The following is a 14,246-nucleotide window of genomic DNA, read 5'->3' on the forward strand; positions in this document are numbered from 1 at the left end:
ATAAAATTATGAAACTATTAATTTTAAACGAAAAAAAATCTCAAGCAGAAAAATTTGCGGATTATTTGGGTGGAATGAGTGGTGACTTTGAAGGTAATCAGTATGACATTGTCTATGCAGCAGGTCATCTTTTACAACTTAAATCACCTAATGAAATGGTAGATAAAAGTTTGGTTGAAAAGTATTCTGATTGGAAAAATTTAGATAATTTTCCCTGGAATGCCACTGACATTAATTGGCAAAAATACGTTAGTCCAGGAAAAGAAAAATATATTAAAAATATCAGAAATGCAATACCAGGACATGATGTGATTGTAATTGCAACTGATAATGACCCTTCTGGAGAAGGCGATGTATTAGGTTGGGAGATAGCTGAATATCTTGGATGGAATAAAGCAATTTGGCGAATACGTTTCAAAGGTGATGATTCTGCAAATTATGTTATTGATGCGTTACATAAGCCTGAAAAAGCTAATTTATCAACTCAAGATACGCAAGGTATGCTTGTTAAAGGTAAGTCTAGACAAAAATTTGATTTTTTAACTGGGTTAGAAGAATCAAGAATTGCTACTAATTTAGCTCGTCAAGAAGGTTTTTATAATAAAGGAAAAGCAATTTCAATTGGACGATTACAAACGTACATTACGTGTTTGGTAGATAGTCAAAACAAAGCTAGGACTAATTACGTTAAAAAGCCATTTTATGAAGTACGCTATAAAGATGCTAATGGTAATGTGTTTAAACGTAATTATCAAGAGGGTGATTCTTGGCGTTTTGATAATGAATTATCTGCTAAAAAAGATTTAAACGATTACTCTACTGATCAAATTGTAATTGATTCTACCGAAGATAAGCGTAAACAACCACCAAAATTAGTTAACTTGGCTGATTTAGGTAAAATATTCCAATCAAAATACACTACAGATCAAATAACAAGTACATATCAAAAAATGTATGATGATAAAATTGTGTCATATCCAAGAACAGAAGACAATGCAATTACAATAGATGATTTTAATGAGTTGCTACCATATGCAGATAAAATTGCTAGAGTTGTTGGTATTGATCCTGAGTTACTAACTCATCGAGAACCGCGAAAGAAATTTATTATCAAAAGTGAAGATCATGGTGCTAATCGTCCTACTAAATTGGTACCTAAATCAATTGAAGAAGTTACAAGTAAATATGGTGAGTGTGGTAAAGATATATACTTACAACTTGCTAAATCTTACCTAGCAATGCTGGCAGAAGATTATGTATATACGCAAATCAAAGCCCATTTAGCAAATCATAGTGAATTTATCAGTACAATTAATGTACCAAAAGAGCAGAATTATAAATTGATTTTTGATGATGAATCTTTGAAAGAAGATAAAGCAGAAGTTACTAAAAGTTTTAGTGATGAAGCTAATCCACTGGTTTATCAGGGTTCCAATACTCCTCCAGCAAAACCAACATTAACTTTTATTTTAAATAACTTAGATAAATGGAATCTAGGTACTGGCGCTACTAAGATGCAAACTATCAGTAAATTACAAGCAATTGGTAACGAGAATAAGAAGGTAATTCCTCAAATTAAGGTAACCAAGGGCATTTTTCATGTGACGGGTACTGGTGCTTTAGTTGCTTGTTTAGCTAAAGATACTTATCTTTCATCTGGCAAAATCACCAAACGTTTACAGGACATTTTAAATGAAATTAAAGATGATCCAGCCAAACAAGACATGGTGTATTCAGTTGCAGCAAAGACGATTGAGCACGATAAAGCAATAATGATTAAAAATGCTCCGTTACTAAAACAAGATGATCAAGTTAACAAATTAGCTGGTGATCTGAAAGCAATTGAACGCTTCAGTGGTATTTTTGTGAAAAACAATGAAACAGTTAATCCACCAATTACAATTTTTGATGGTCATAAAACAAACAGTGAAGAACAACAAAAAGCTCTTGCAGGCGAAAAAATTACCTATTTAAGTAATAAGTTTGGTAAAGAAGAAAAACATATTGCATATTTAGCGGAGCAAACTTATAAGAATAAAAAAACAGGGAAAGAAGTTACAAGAATTTCTTGGAAAGTAGAGTTCCCTCAGGATACTGATCATGTAGAAGGTATATATCTTCCTTTAAATCAAAAAATTAAGTTTAAAAAAGAATATGGTCAACATGCTTTTACTGAAGAAGAAATTATTACGCTGTTAGCTGGCAAGGAACTTAGTTTTGAAGCTACTGATAAACAAGGAAAGAGCTATACTGCAACAGGCAAATTAGCGGAACAAGAATTTAAAGAGGGGCAGCGTAAAGTTAAATTCTGGGGCTTTAAACCAAATTCTAGACCAGTTGATACTAGTGTTTATGAAGTAATTACATATAAAGACGGTAAAGAATATCATTTCAAAAAAATTTATCGAAATCATCGATGGACGCCTGAAGAACTTAAAAAAATAGCTGCTGGTAAAAAACAAATAGTAGCTTTCAATGGGCAAAAAGGTACATATCGTTTGGAAATTAAGCCTAATCCAAAAAAGAAATTCAAAGGCAAAACATTCTTTGGCTTTGATGAGAAATTTGTCAAATAGGGGTCAATCTAATGAAAAGAAAAGATGGATTGACAAAAGCAAATGGGATTGGGCAAATACTGGTAACATTTATCATTTATAGCTTTGCTCAAGGACTATTTATGATTAATGCAAAAAAATTAAAGTTAGTAACAATTGTATATATATTTGGTCTAACTATAGCATTATTAAGCTTAACGTACGGTATTTATCAGAGAAGACTTAATCAACAAAATCCTTGGCACTTTACTAGCTACAATAAAAGTAGGTTACCCAAATTTACATGGAAAAATTGGGGTTATACGGTTTTAGGATTTTTAGTAATTTGCAGTTTACAAGTTTTAGCTGGTTTTTTAATTAATGGGCAAGCCACTAACCAAGAAATAATAGTTAAACAACAGCAGTCATTGAATCCTATTATTAATGTCATGTTGGTCGTAATTGCACCGTTGTTTGAAGAAATAATTTTCTGAGGAATCTTTTTTAGTTGGTTCTTTGATAAACCAAGTACAAAGTCAAAATTTTATTTAGCAGTGATCGTTAATGGATTAATTTTTGGAGTTATGCATGAACCCAAATTTGATTTATTTACGGTACTCTACGCATTATGTGGGTGTGTATTGGCAATGGTGTACCTTAAAACTAAAGATTTAACCTATTCTTATATGGCACACTTAGGAAATAATTTAGCAGTTTATTTAATTAGCAGTTTATAAAGGGGGAAATCATGGAGAATAAGTATGAAAGTGCTGTAGCTAGTCTTTTAAAACTGGGCGGATATAAGGCTTCACCTAAAAATAAAAAATGGATGGAACATTCCATTAAGGTTAGAGCTATATCTTTAATGGCATATTCTCCCAATTACAGTAAAGAACAGGCTGTCAATTGCATTATACAAACGACTCAAGAAGCATTTAATATAGATGAATTTAAAAAATATTATGATGACAATTTAAGTTAAGCCTCGCTTCACTTCAAAATAATGTATATGTTAAATCGTCGGTTGCTTAAAGTTGATTTTGACTCATTAAAGTCTAGTAGTTTTTGCTAGGCTTTTTACAATTGTTTCACGGCTAATTTATTAATCATAGTTGATTTTATATGATTCTATGTGATTTAATATGATATAGGAAAGATTGTGAAACAAAAAATAAAAAAGGAGTGTATTCATATGCAAAAATTTATTAGTTCTTCAGTAAGAATAGTGACTAATATAGCTGAAATTCCTAATGAATTGTTAAAATCAATACGTGCTCCCAAAATTAAGCCACAGATTCATGAAGCAAAAAGTTATGGTGGATTTACTAATGATGATTGGCAAAAAATAGGTAATGATATGAAACGAGGCTTGATTAAATTTGGACAATCAAGATAAAAAATTACCCAAAAAGTCAGATAAAAATGATGATATTGCAGCGAATAAACAAGAAGAAAATAATAAGAAGTCAGCAAAGTAAGCTGGCTTTTTATTATTGATAACAAAAATCTTGATTATAAATTTGAATTTTTTGTTTTTATCTCTTGAAATATCGTACACATGATATATAATATAAATAACTTATAAATAACTTATAAATAATGTATATGTTAAAGCTACGGAGGAAATAAATATGAAGAACAATTCATCAAAATTTGACAAGAGATTGTTTACTTGGGGGCTAGTTGCACAAGTAATAGTAGGCATTCTTTGCTTGTACTTAATTTCAATTGGCTATTTTACTGCTTTGCCTGTATAAGGCTTAAGCAAAGTATGTATTAAGTATAAGTAGAGAGTAAAAATAAAGGATATGTGAGGTAAACAAATGAAAATTATTACATTTGCAGCAATTAAAGGCGGAGTTGGTAAGACTACATTAGCTTATAACTATGGAGAGTGGTTAGCTAATCAAAATTCCAAGGTGTTATTTATCGATTTGGATCATCAATCTAACTTGACCCAAATATATCAAATTTATGATAACAAATATACTGTAGCGAACATTTTCTTGAAAAAAGAAGGTGTCCAAATACATCATATCAAGAAAAATATTGATCTTATTGCTGGAGATATGCACTTAGATAGTATTGAAGCCAATATTCAAACTAAAGTTGATAAAAACATGTTGTTATACATGTGGTTAGCCGACAATTATGACTCTAAGAAATTAGATCAATATGATTACATAATTATTGATTGCCATCCTGACTTTTCAATTGCTACAAAAAACGCAGTTATTATTAGTGATGACATTCTTAGTCCAATTACTCCAAGCGAACATGGGTATAGTGCTAAGTTTAATTTGGAGGAGCGATTCAGGGAGCTTAAGCAAGAAACAATTGACTATCGTACTAGACAATCATTAGTGGATGCTAAATTGTTATTTGTTGGAAATATGATAAAAAATAATACTCGTTCTTCTCGTGAATTACTTGACGTACTTCAGAAAGATGCAAGTGTAATTGTTAAAATACCTAATCGTGAACTATTCAATCGTTCTACTTTAGATAAATTATCAATCAGTTCCATGATGGCAGATAAAAAAATGCAGTATAAGTATGGTAAATTTTTTAACGAATTAAATGATATTTTTAGTCACATTACAAGTAATGTATAAGGTATTTAAGAACTAAGTATAAATTATGTATGAAGTAAGGAAGGAAATTTTGAAATGAGTTTTAATCCAAATCAAGGCAAAAGGTTTGCAGCTGCATTGAAGGAATCATCTAATAATAGCGAAAATATTAGTAGAGAAGTCCCAACTAGTGAAGCAAGCAATTACATTCAGCGAGAAAAAAGAAGAGCATATACTTTAAGCCTAACGCCAAGTGCAAGAGCTAAGTTAACAGAAGTGGCAAAAAGTCATGGATATAATTCGTCTTCAAGTTTTTTAAATGACATGTTGTTACAAGATAAACTATAAATAGTAAAAGATAAATTTAATAGATTGTTTAAGTGGTAAACTATAAAAGTAAAGTCGTTGATATAAAAGTACTGACGAGGTAAACAAAAATATTTTTAAAAATAAAATTGGGAGAAAAAGTATGCAAAGGAAAAATAGTTTCAAAGTTGTGATGGCTACTGCTGCTTTGTTAATGGGTGGTGTATTAATTAGTACTACTAGTAATAAAGCTGATGCTAAGAGTTTTAGCAAGGCAGTAACCAAGATTGCAGGTAATGGTAATTATGCCATTTACCACAAGGTATCTAGTAATGGTGCATCAGGTAAGTTTACTTCTACCAAATACTTTAAGCATGGTCAAATTCAATCCAAGCGTTATGTTTCAACTAAGAAGGGTAACTTCTGGGACATTTATGTTGATGGGCGCCATGTTGGTTGGGTAAATCAAAACTTCTTTGCCCGTAACCAGATTTCCGTAGCTCCAGAAATCTCTCTAGTTAATAATTCAAATTACTCATTTCCAACCAGAGATGCGGTTAATTATGTAACTGATAGTCAAGGTACAGCTGTTAACCCAAGCCAAGTACATGTTTCTAAAGCTTATGTAAATACAGCTACAACAGTTGAATATAGTTATGGTAAAGCTAAGGCTAGTGCTAATATTAAAATTTATAACAGTCAAGATGTTGCCGCATCTAAAACCCCAGAAGCAGGTTTTAAGAGTACTAGCACTTGGACGGGTGGTTCTAAGGGTTCTTCAAGAAATTGGAATCGGGCACATGGTTACCGCTCGGAAACTTCAGGCAATACCTTTAAGGGAAATGGCTTGACTTTAAAAACTAGACTTTTCCAACCTAGATTTGTTAGTCTTGGTTATGGACAAGCTGGCGATCAAATGGGACAAGTTGGGGTAATTCCAGAAGGTATTACTGTTAATGGCAATGATTTTGTGACTTCGATGTTTACTAGTAGCAGTAGTCAATTTGGTCACCTTGTTTCTTATAATTTAAGCGCAATTAAAAGTAAGACTGCTGCACAAAACTTAACAACTATGAGTTGGAATAGCTTTAAGTCATATGCTCAGAACATCAAAGTTAGTCCGTATATTAAATTAGGTCATGGTCAATCACTAGGTTCAACAAGTTCTTCAATTTATGTCATGGCTAATGATAATAATTATAATAATGGTCCAAAATCTGAAGAAATTTTCCAAATTAGTAAGAGTGATATGAAGATTAAGAAGATTTGGACTTTTAGAATTGCAAGTAACCGCTATATTCATAACGCAACGTTTGTTGGCGATAATACGATGTATGCCTTGTTCCACAATGGCGGACACAATAGTTATGAATATTGGAAATTAACTAGAAATGGCGATGAATGGAGAGCTGAAGAAGTAGGAGCTACTCAAGGCAGATTTATTACCAATTCACCAGTACAAGGCTTTGCTTATGCTGGTGGGGACTTCTTCATTGGATTTAACGACTACATTTTCCGTGTAAACGAAAGCGGTAAGGCAAAGCAGCGCTACCATTTTAACACTCGCAGGGAAATTGAAGGTATGTCTGGCAATGGTTCTAACTTATTCGTTCAATTTGCTCAAAGAGCAGAATTAACAAAAGGCAGAATTTAAAAGCAAAATCTTTACTTAATGATATAAGGCACTCATCGAAAAAGTTTATTCGGTGAGTGCCTTTTTAATTGAAATAAGTGTTATGAGAAAAACAGATATTTTCTGAAAGACTTAAATAACCGTCTCAGTATCACGGCTACTAAGACGGCTTTTAAGTACACTATCACTGGGCAAGCTATTATGCAAGATGTTATAATGTAATTACTAAAATATCAACGTTATGGCTAATTAATAGGTATAATAAATACCTATTAAATTAAAAAGAAGGGATAAATTATGTTAAAGTATCCGCAAGAATATTTGAATGACGTAATGGTTAGATTTGCTTATAATTCAAATGCTATTGAAGGAAATACTCTTACATTAGGAGAAACTAGAGCGGTCATTCTTAATAGTACTATAACCACTACTGGTATTGGTAATTATAGTCTTAGGGATATTTATGCCGCTGACAATCAAAAAGATGCTTTTAATGATTTGATCTATTTAGCTAATAATAATGAGCCATTAAATATGGATAATTTGTTTAAGCTACAGTTTGATTTAACCAAAAACACAATAGCTAGTGCTGGTAAATTTAAAACTAACGATAATTATATTCAAGGGACAGATGTAAAAACCGCTCCTCGTGCTTTAACTCATAGTTTAGTTCAAGAATGGATTGATAACACTAACTATCGGTTAGATCATGCTAAAAATAATGATGAGATTTTAGAAACTTTACTTGATACGCATATTCAGTTTGAACGTCTCCATCCTTTTGATGATGGTAATGGTCGCACAGGACGGGAAATTATCAATTTTGAATTAGCTAAACATGAAATGCCTTTTCTAGTAATTAAAAAATCTGATCGCACACTTTATATGCAAAATTTAGCCGACCAAAATGTTGTTGGATTAATGAAATATGCTAAAAGGGTTATGAGTGAAGAACAAAAACGCTATTCCACATATTTAACTAAAGATATACAACAAGAAAAGTTTTATAAGAGACAAATAGAAGAAATGGATAAAGAAACATTTTCTGCCAATGAAATCAAGAAGATAAGACGAAAACAGGCAGAAGAAAGATATTTGAATAATAATGGTATGGATCTAGAATAATCAAGCTTTTTAGTGCCCTTAAAGGTGAGTTTTTATTTATAGTTTGTTTTTTGTTAAAAAAGCATCCAAAAAGGTATCCAACTTCAAAATTAACCAAAAACAACCAACATTAAAATGGCGTATTTTCGCTATTTAGGGATATCTAAAATCAACAAAAATCACAGTGATCTCTCCTCATCTCCATAGAGAAAAGCCTGTAGGTATTGATCCTACAGGCTTTTTTATTTTAGTAACTATAACAATTAATTATAAAAAGCTAAATAAAATAAGTATTAAACATTCTTAAATGAGTCCCATATAATATTTTTAGTAACTAAGATCAAACGAGTAAAAGGGGAAGCAATGGAAATTACAAATCAATACTTTGAAGGTGAAAGAATTTTATATGGGTTAACTGATGCCAAATTAAGTGGCGTAACTTTCGGTCAAGGAGAATCACCTTTAAAAGAAGCTAAAATATTGAATTAAGTGACGCAATCTTTAAGTGGAAATATCCTTTGTGGTATGACGAAAATGTAAAAGTCGATAATACTACTTTTGAAACTATGTCTCGTAGTGGAATTTGGTATACCAAGCATATTGAAATTAATCATTCTGCTTTGCAAGCACCTAAATTATTTAGAAGAGCTGAAGATATTAAACTCGATCATGTTCATTTTGCTGATGCAGAAGAAACAATGTGGACTTGTAAAGATATTCGAATTACTAATAGTCAGATCAATGGGGATTATTTCGGAAAAGATTCAGAAAATATTTATTTAGATCACGTGAGTGTAGTAGGTAATTATGTCTTTGATGGTGGTAAAAACATTGAAGTTCATAACTCAACTTTCGTTTCCAAAGATGCCTTTTGGAATTGTGAAAATGTGACGATTTATGATTCGACTATTGATGGTGAATACTTAGCATGGAATACCAAGAATCTAAAATTGATTAATTGTACAATTGAAAGTGATCAAGGATTAAATTATATTGATCAACTTGTTATCAAAAATAGTAAATTAATACATACTGATTTGGCCTTTGAATACGTTTCAAATGTGGATGCTGAAATCACTACTAAGATTGATAGTGTTAAGAATCCAATTTCAGGTACGATTACGGCACCAGCAATTGGAACTTTAATCATGGATGCAAATAAAATTGATCCTGCCAAAACCAAAATTAATTGCCAGAAAATTGGCAAAAAATTAACGCAATCAGATACCAATCAAACAGCTAAGGACTAGTGATATGTATGAAATATGATTTTGAAAATGCACCGGATCGTTCTCAAACTGATTCAGTGAAATGGGATGTGCAACCAGGTGAACTGCCAATGTGGATTGCTGATATGGATTTTAAAACCGCACCAGAAATCGTTACTGCTATGCAGCAAAAAATTGCTCTAGGGGCTTTTGGTTATGAATGGCCACAAGCTGATTATTTCAAGGCAGTTGCTGATTGGTATGAAAGTGAGCATCATCAGCGTCCAGAGTTAGAGTGGATGATTTTTACTACTGGAGTAGTTCCAGCTATTTCATCAATTGTGCGTCGAGTTTCTCATATAGGTGATAATGTACTGGTTCAAGAGCCAGTTTATAATATTTTTTATAATTCAATTTTGAACAATGGTCGCCATGTTTTGTCAAGTGATCTAGTTTTTGATGGTGAAGAATACCATATTGACTGGGCTGATTTGGAACAAAAAATGGCAGATCCGCTGACTACTTTGATGATTTTTTGTAATCCCCATAATCCGATTGGTAAAGTCTGGACTAGGGATGAAGTGCAACGGATTGCAGATTTGTGTGCTAAGCATCACGTAGTTTTACTGTCAGATGAAATTCATGGCGATTTAGTTAGAGAAGGGCAAGACTATACGCCAGCTTTTGCAGTTAAAGATGCTAGTCAAAAACAAATTATTTCTTTAGTGTCACCAAGCAAAACCTTTAATGTAGCAGCTTTGCATGCTGCGACAGCCATTGTGCCCAATGAAAATTTACGTAATATGGTTAATCGTGGGCTCAACAGTGACGAAGTGGCGGAACCAAATCTGCTAGCTATTCCAGCCACAATTGCAGCTTATGAACATGGACATGCCTGGCTGCAAGAATTAAAGCAGCAGTTGCGAGAGAATTTTGCTTACGCTAGTGATTTTATTCAAAAAAATCTTCCCGCTATTCAAGTAATTAAAGGAACTGCTACTTATTTGTTGTGGCTGGATACGGCGCAAGTAGCAGCTGATTCTGAACTGTTAGCTGATTTTATTCGAAAAGAAACTGGCTTAATTGTCTCTGCGGGAAATATTTATCGTGGTAATGGTCGTAACTTCATCAGAATTAATTTAGCGTGTCCGTTAAAAATGGTGAAGGACGGAATGCAACGGTTAGCTACAGGAATTAATAAGTATAATAACTAGCTTTACATACGCTGTTAAAGTTTTACATAAGGTTAAGAAAAGGGTTTCATTTAGTCACTCGGAAAGTATATACTTTACGTGAGGTGATTTTAGATGGAACCAATTTTTTTAACACCATATTTCAGACCCAAAATTTGGGGTGGACGTAAATTAGATACAATTTTTCATTATGATATTCCTGCAGGAAAAGTCGGTGAAGCTTGGATTATTTCTGGTTATAAAGATGATGCTTCCACAGTAAACGCTGGTTCATTGAAGGGAAAGTCATTACGGGATGTTTATCATGAACATCCCGTAATGTTTGGTAATCCCAAAGCTAAGGAATTTCCATTGCTAGTAAAATTCCTAGATGCCAACGACAATCTTTCAGTGCAAGTGCATCCAGATGATGATTATGCAAGAAAAGTCGAACATGATTCTGGTAAGACTGAAAGTTGGTATGTCATGCAAGCTGATCCTGGTGCTTACTTAATTTATGGTCATCATGCCAAAAGTCGTGAAGAATTAGCTGATATGATTCACAAGGGTGAGTGGGATAAGTTATTGCGCAAAGTCCCAATTAAAGCTGGTGACTTCTTCTATGTTCCAGCTGGCACAATTCATGCTTTAACTAAAGGTAGCTTGGTAATCGAAACTCAGCAATCAAGTGACGTGACTTACAGATTATATGATTATGACCGTGTTGATCAAAAGACAGGTAAGAAGCGGGAACTTCATACGCAAAAGTCAATTGATGTGACGACCGTGCCACATGTTGATCCTAAGCTGAATGTTCATACTGAACAACAGCAAGATGCCGAGATTAAGACCTTAGTTGAGCCGCCAATTTCACCACACTTCTATTTGTGGCAGATCGATCTTGATGGTACTTGGAAGACGGGACTAAAGAATCATCCATACCTACTTGTTTCAGTAATCAAGGGTGAAGGTAAATTAAAAGTTGGCGATCAAGCATATGATTTAAAGCTAGGGATCAATTTAATTATTCCAAATGAGATGAAGAATTTCACTTTCACTGGTAAAATGAGAATCGTAATGTCAGCTCCGGGTGAAGCAGACGCATAAATTCTCAAAAAGAGGAAGCGAAAAATAGTGATTTATGTTGCATGTGGTAGTTTAATGATAGTAGTAGGTCTATTTTGGCTCGTTATCCCAGCGAGAAAGCCTAATCCTTTATATGGGTATTTCTCATTTTTGGCGCGAGTTAATCAGGCGAGTTTCAAATTTGCACAAAAGCGGGCAAGCTTATACTTTATGCTATTTGGACTAATACAGGTATTATTGGGCTTATTAATTCATTTTTTGCAATGGGATCGCTATTTTCTTGTTTGGCTATTAACTTTTTATTTCTTTATCTTGTTTTCAATTATTTGGACTGAAAAAAGTTTACAAAAATTTCTCCGTGGGCGCGGTGAATTGCCTCATGATTATGTCGAACCCGATAAAGTTAAGCATACTAGAACAAAGGGATTTAAGGATTAATTATGGCATTAAATATTTTAATGGTCGAAGATGACAATTCAGTTGCCGAAATGATGGGCATGTTTTTTGAAAAAGAAGGTTGGACGCAAGATGTTGCAGTCGATGGTGTCGAAGCTGTCGACATGTTTAAAAAGAATGCTAGTAAGTACGATTTGATCACCTTAGATTTAAATCTGCCTAAAAAAGATGGCATTCAAGTTGCTAAAGAGGTCAGACAAATTTCTCCTACTGTGCCAATTATTATGTTGACGGCAAGAGGTAGTGAGACTGATCAGGTGCTAGGCTTAGGCGTAGGGGCCGATGATTATGTGACTAAGCCCTTTAGTCCAATCGCGTTAATTGCAAGAATTAAAGCCTTACACCGCCGAATCATGATGGAAGAAACAAATAATCAACCAGCCGCAAAAACTAAGAATGAGCACGACTTTGATATTGAAACAAAACATTTGAAGATTTCTAAAGCCCGGCGTGAAGTAATCTTTGATGGTAAGGAAGTTACAACCTTAACACCAAAAGAGTTTGATCTCTTATTTACCATGGCTCAAAAACCCAAGCAAGTCTTTTCACGAGAACAATTACTGGAGCTTGTTTGGGGCTATGAATACTACGGTGAAGAAAGGACGGTTGATGCGCATATTAAAAAGTTGCGTCAAAAATTAGAAAAATTCGGCTTTCAAGTTATTCAAACCGTCTGGGGCGTCGGATATAAGTTTGATGATTCGCAGGTTAAAGCATGAAACTAATTTATCAACATATGTTGAGCTTTCTGCTCATTATTGTCACGACAGTTTCAATTATTGGCTACGCGGAAATAGATTATATTAAGAATCAGACTTACTCTCAAAATTTCCAACGCATGGAAAGTTATGCGACGACGATTGGTGATTTAGCAACTAGTGAAAATAATGGTAAGTCGCTATTAAGTGATGACTTTTTAAATAAGTTACGTTTTGTCTTGCAGGGGGACGACGTTAATTTTCGCATTTTTAATGCTCAAAACCAGCAGATTTATCCTAAAACAAATGTGCCGATGAGGTTACCGGCGAAAGTCTTTCGAACCCTAAAAGCAGGCAAAGAAATTCAGATTCGTAATAATAATGTTGAGCGCTATATTGGGCAAACCAAGTCAGCGTATACTGGAGTATTAGTGCCATGGAATCATGGGCCAGGTAACTTGGTTGGTATCATTTGGATTGGTTCAACGGTGCGTAATGTCGAAAAGCCAATTATGATGGCCAAGCGTAACTTGATCAATGCCTTAATTGTGACAATTATTGTTGGGATTATTTTGAGTTTCTTATTAGCTTACTATTCAACTAGCAAGATCAAGCGGCTTTCTAAGGCGACGGAAAAGGTTGCGGCAGGTGATTTCGATGTCCAGATTCCGCATAAAAATAGTGATGAAATTGATCATTTAGCAAGTAACTTTAACTATATGGTGCGCAAGCTCAAAAAATCAAATGAAGAAATTGAAGCTCAAGAAAAACGTCGGGATCAGTTCATGGCTGATGCGGCGCACGAAATGAGAACACCATTGACGACCATTAATGGGATCCTTGAAGGCTTAGAATATGACGCTATTCCGGAAGAGTCTAAGCCAAAATCGATTGCATTAATGAGTCGTGAAACTAAGCGTTTGATTCGGTTGGTAAATGAAAATCTTGATTATGAAAAGATTCGCAATAATCAGATTATTTTGTATAAAACTAAATTTGATGCTGCAAAGGTTCTAAAAGATGTAACTGCGCAGCTGCAACAAAATGCTGCAAAAGCTAATGATCAACTAGAACTACAAGTCACTGATGAAATTCCAATTTATGCTGATCAAGATCGTTTTACTCAGATTATGGTTAATTTAATTCAAAATGCCATTCAATTTACGCGCGATGGTAAAATTTTAGTTACTGGGAAGCGGCTTGAACACGCAGCGCAAATTTCAGTGATTGATAATGGGATTGGAATGAGTGCTGAGCAACGGAAGTATATTTTTGAGCGCTTCTTTAAAGCTGATCCTTCACGTGCACGGCTAGGTACAGGAGAATCAGGTTTGGGCTTGGCAATCGTTTCTTCATTGATTAAACAGCATGGAGGAAAAATTACCGTTACTTCAGAAGAAGGAAAAGGCTCTAACTTCACAATTACGATCTATGATAAAGGTTATGAACAATTTGTAACTGAAAAATAGAAAAAAG

Annotated in this window: 15 protein-coding genes and 1 pseudogene; all 16 read left to right on the top strand. The window is 33.7% G+C overall.

Going from position 1 to position 14,246, the window contains the following annotated elements; translation table 11 throughout:
* Positions 1-8 precede the first annotated feature (8 nt).
* The 16 genes and pseudogenes from EJK17_RS03315 (at position 9) to EJK17_RS03380 (ending at position 14,239) form a co-directional block, all read left to right on the top strand.
* On the top strand, positions 9-2,576 hold the full coding sequence (locus EJK17_RS03315; RefSeq protein ID WP_236629306.1) for a DNA topoisomerase: 2,568 nt from the start codon (positions 9-11) through the stop codon (positions 2,574-2,576).
* A gap of 11 nt (positions 2,577-2,587) precedes the next feature.
* On the top strand, positions 2,588-3,028 hold the full coding sequence (locus tag EJK17_RS11765; RefSeq protein WP_246011967.1) for a hypothetical protein: 441 nt from the start codon (positions 2,588-2,590) through the stop codon (positions 3,026-3,028).
* Between the two features lie 3 nt (positions 3,029-3,031).
* The gene (locus EJK17_RS11995) at positions 3,032-3,271 is read left to right on the top strand and encodes a CPBP family intramembrane glutamic endopeptidase (protein ID WP_281273574.1); all 240 of its coding nucleotides are present in this window, start codon (positions 3,032-3,034) and stop codon (positions 3,269-3,271) included.
* Between the two features lie 11 nt (positions 3,272-3,282).
* A complete protein-coding gene (locus EJK17_RS03325) occupies positions 3,283-3,516 on the top strand; it encodes a hypothetical protein (protein WP_103661084.1) in 234 nt (77 codons plus the stop codon).
* A gap of 210 nt (positions 3,517-3,726) precedes the next feature.
* Positions 3,727-3,930: a hypothetical protein gene (locus EJK17_RS03330; RefSeq protein WP_103661085.1), complete on the top strand. Its 204-nt coding sequence runs from the start codon at positions 3,727-3,729 to the stop codon at positions 3,928-3,930.
* A gap of 235 nt (positions 3,931-4,165) precedes the next feature.
* Positions 4,166-4,291 (top strand): hypothetical protein, encoded by a 126-nt coding sequence (locus EJK17_RS12000; RefSeq protein WP_255409165.1) that lies wholly within the window; start codon positions 4,166-4,168, stop codon positions 4,289-4,291.
* Positions 4,292-4,357: 66 nt separating this feature from the next.
* A complete protein-coding gene (locus EJK17_RS03335; protein ID WP_103661086.1) occupies positions 4,358-5,149 on the top strand; it encodes a ParA family protein in 792 nt (263 codons plus the stop codon).
* A gap of 54 nt (positions 5,150-5,203) precedes the next feature.
* Positions 5,204-5,455 carry a hypothetical protein gene (locus tag EJK17_RS03340; RefSeq protein WP_103661087.1) on the top strand — a complete coding sequence of 84 codons (252 nt, stop codon included), beginning with the start codon at positions 5,204-5,206 and terminating at the stop codon, positions 5,453-5,455.
* Between the two features lie 121 nt (positions 5,456-5,576).
* Positions 5,577-7,067 (top strand): LBA0864 family S-layer associated protein, encoded by a 1,491-nt coding sequence (locus EJK17_RS03345; protein WP_103661088.1) that lies wholly within the window; start codon positions 5,577-5,579, stop codon positions 7,065-7,067.
* A 276-nt stretch (positions 7,068-7,343) separates the two neighbouring features.
* Positions 7,344-8,171 (top strand): Fic family protein, encoded by an 828-nt coding sequence (locus tag EJK17_RS03350; RefSeq protein ID WP_103661089.1) that lies wholly within the window; start codon positions 7,344-7,346, stop codon positions 8,169-8,171.
* A gap of 342 nt (positions 8,172-8,513) precedes the next feature.
* A pseudogene (locus EJK17_RS03355) lies at positions 8,514-9,400 on the top strand (DUF3737 family protein).
* Positions 9,401-9,408: 8 nt separating this feature from the next.
* A complete protein-coding gene (locus tag EJK17_RS03360) occupies positions 9,409-10,572 on the top strand; it encodes a MalY/PatB family protein (RefSeq protein ID WP_103661090.1) in 1,164 nt (387 codons plus the stop codon).
* A 93-nt stretch (positions 10,573-10,665) separates the two neighbouring features.
* A complete protein-coding gene (gene manA, locus EJK17_RS03365) occupies positions 10,666-11,637 on the top strand; it encodes a mannose-6-phosphate isomerase, class I (RefSeq protein WP_103661091.1) in 972 nt (323 codons plus the stop codon).
* 27 nt (positions 11,638-11,664) lie between these two features.
* Positions 11,665-12,054 (top strand): SdpI family protein, encoded by a 390-nt coding sequence (locus EJK17_RS03370; RefSeq protein WP_103661092.1) that lies wholly within the window; start codon positions 11,665-11,667, stop codon positions 12,052-12,054.
* A 2-nt stretch (positions 12,055-12,056) separates the two neighbouring features.
* Positions 12,057-12,791 (top strand): response regulator transcription factor, encoded by a 735-nt coding sequence (locus EJK17_RS03375; protein WP_103661093.1) that lies wholly within the window; start codon positions 12,057-12,059, stop codon positions 12,789-12,791.
* A complete protein-coding gene (locus EJK17_RS03380) occupies positions 12,788-14,239 on the top strand; it encodes a sensor histidine kinase (RefSeq protein WP_103661094.1) in 1,452 nt (483 codons plus the stop codon). Before EJK17_RS03375 ends, EJK17_RS03380 begins: the two co-directional genes overlap by 4 nt.
* The last annotated feature ends 7 nt before the right edge of the window (positions 14,240-14,246 follow it).

The organism is Lactobacillus xujianguonis, assembly GCF_004009905.1.
Classification (GTDB): domain Bacteria; phylum Bacillota; class Bacilli; order Lactobacillales; family Lactobacillaceae; genus Lactobacillus; species Lactobacillus xujianguonis.

Excerpts from the sequence above, each read along its gene's own strand:
- EJK17_RS03380 (WP_103661094.1), top strand. The coding sequence starts at position 12,788 with ATGAAACTAATTTATCAACATATGTTGAGCTTTCTGCTCATTATTGTC.
- EJK17_RS03340 (WP_103661087.1), top strand. The coding sequence starts at position 5,204 with ATGAGTTTTAATCCAAATCAAGGCAAAAGGTTTGCAGCTGCATTGAAG.
- EJK17_RS12000 (WP_255409165.1), top strand. The coding sequence starts at position 4,166 with ATGAAGAACAATTCATCAAAATTTGACAAGAGATTGTTTACTTGGGGG.
- EJK17_RS03345 (WP_103661088.1), top strand. The coding sequence starts at position 5,577 with ATGCAAAGGAAAAATAGTTTCAAAGTTGTGATGGCTACTGCTGCTTTG.
- EJK17_RS11765 (WP_246011967.1), top strand. The coding sequence starts at position 2,588 with ATGAAAAGAAAAGATGGATTGACAAAAGCAAATGGGATTGGGCAAATA.
- EJK17_RS03375 (WP_103661093.1), top strand. The coding sequence starts at position 12,057 with ATGGCATTAAATATTTTAATGGTCGAAGATGACAATTCAGTTGCCGAA.
- EJK17_RS03350 (WP_103661089.1), top strand. The coding sequence starts at position 7,344 with ATGTTAAAGTATCCGCAAGAATATTTGAATGACGTAATGGTTAGATTT.
- EJK17_RS03315 (WP_236629306.1), top strand. The coding sequence starts at position 9 with ATGAAACTATTAATTTTAAACGAAAAAAAATCTCAAGCAGAAAAATTT.
- EJK17_RS03335 (WP_103661086.1), top strand. The coding sequence starts at position 4,358 with ATGAAAATTATTACATTTGCAGCAATTAAAGGCGGAGTTGGTAAGACT.
- manA (WP_103661091.1), top strand. The coding sequence starts at position 10,666 with ATGGAACCAATTTTTTTAACACCATATTTCAGACCCAAAATTTGGGGT.
- EJK17_RS03325 (WP_103661084.1), top strand. The coding sequence starts at position 3,283 with ATGGAGAATAAGTATGAAAGTGCTGTAGCTAGTCTTTTAAAACTGGGC.
- EJK17_RS03360 (WP_103661090.1), top strand. The coding sequence starts at position 9,409 with ATGAAATATGATTTTGAAAATGCACCGGATCGTTCTCAAACTGATTCA.
- EJK17_RS03330 (WP_103661085.1), top strand. The coding sequence starts at position 3,727 with ATGCAAAAATTTATTAGTTCTTCAGTAAGAATAGTGACTAATATAGCT.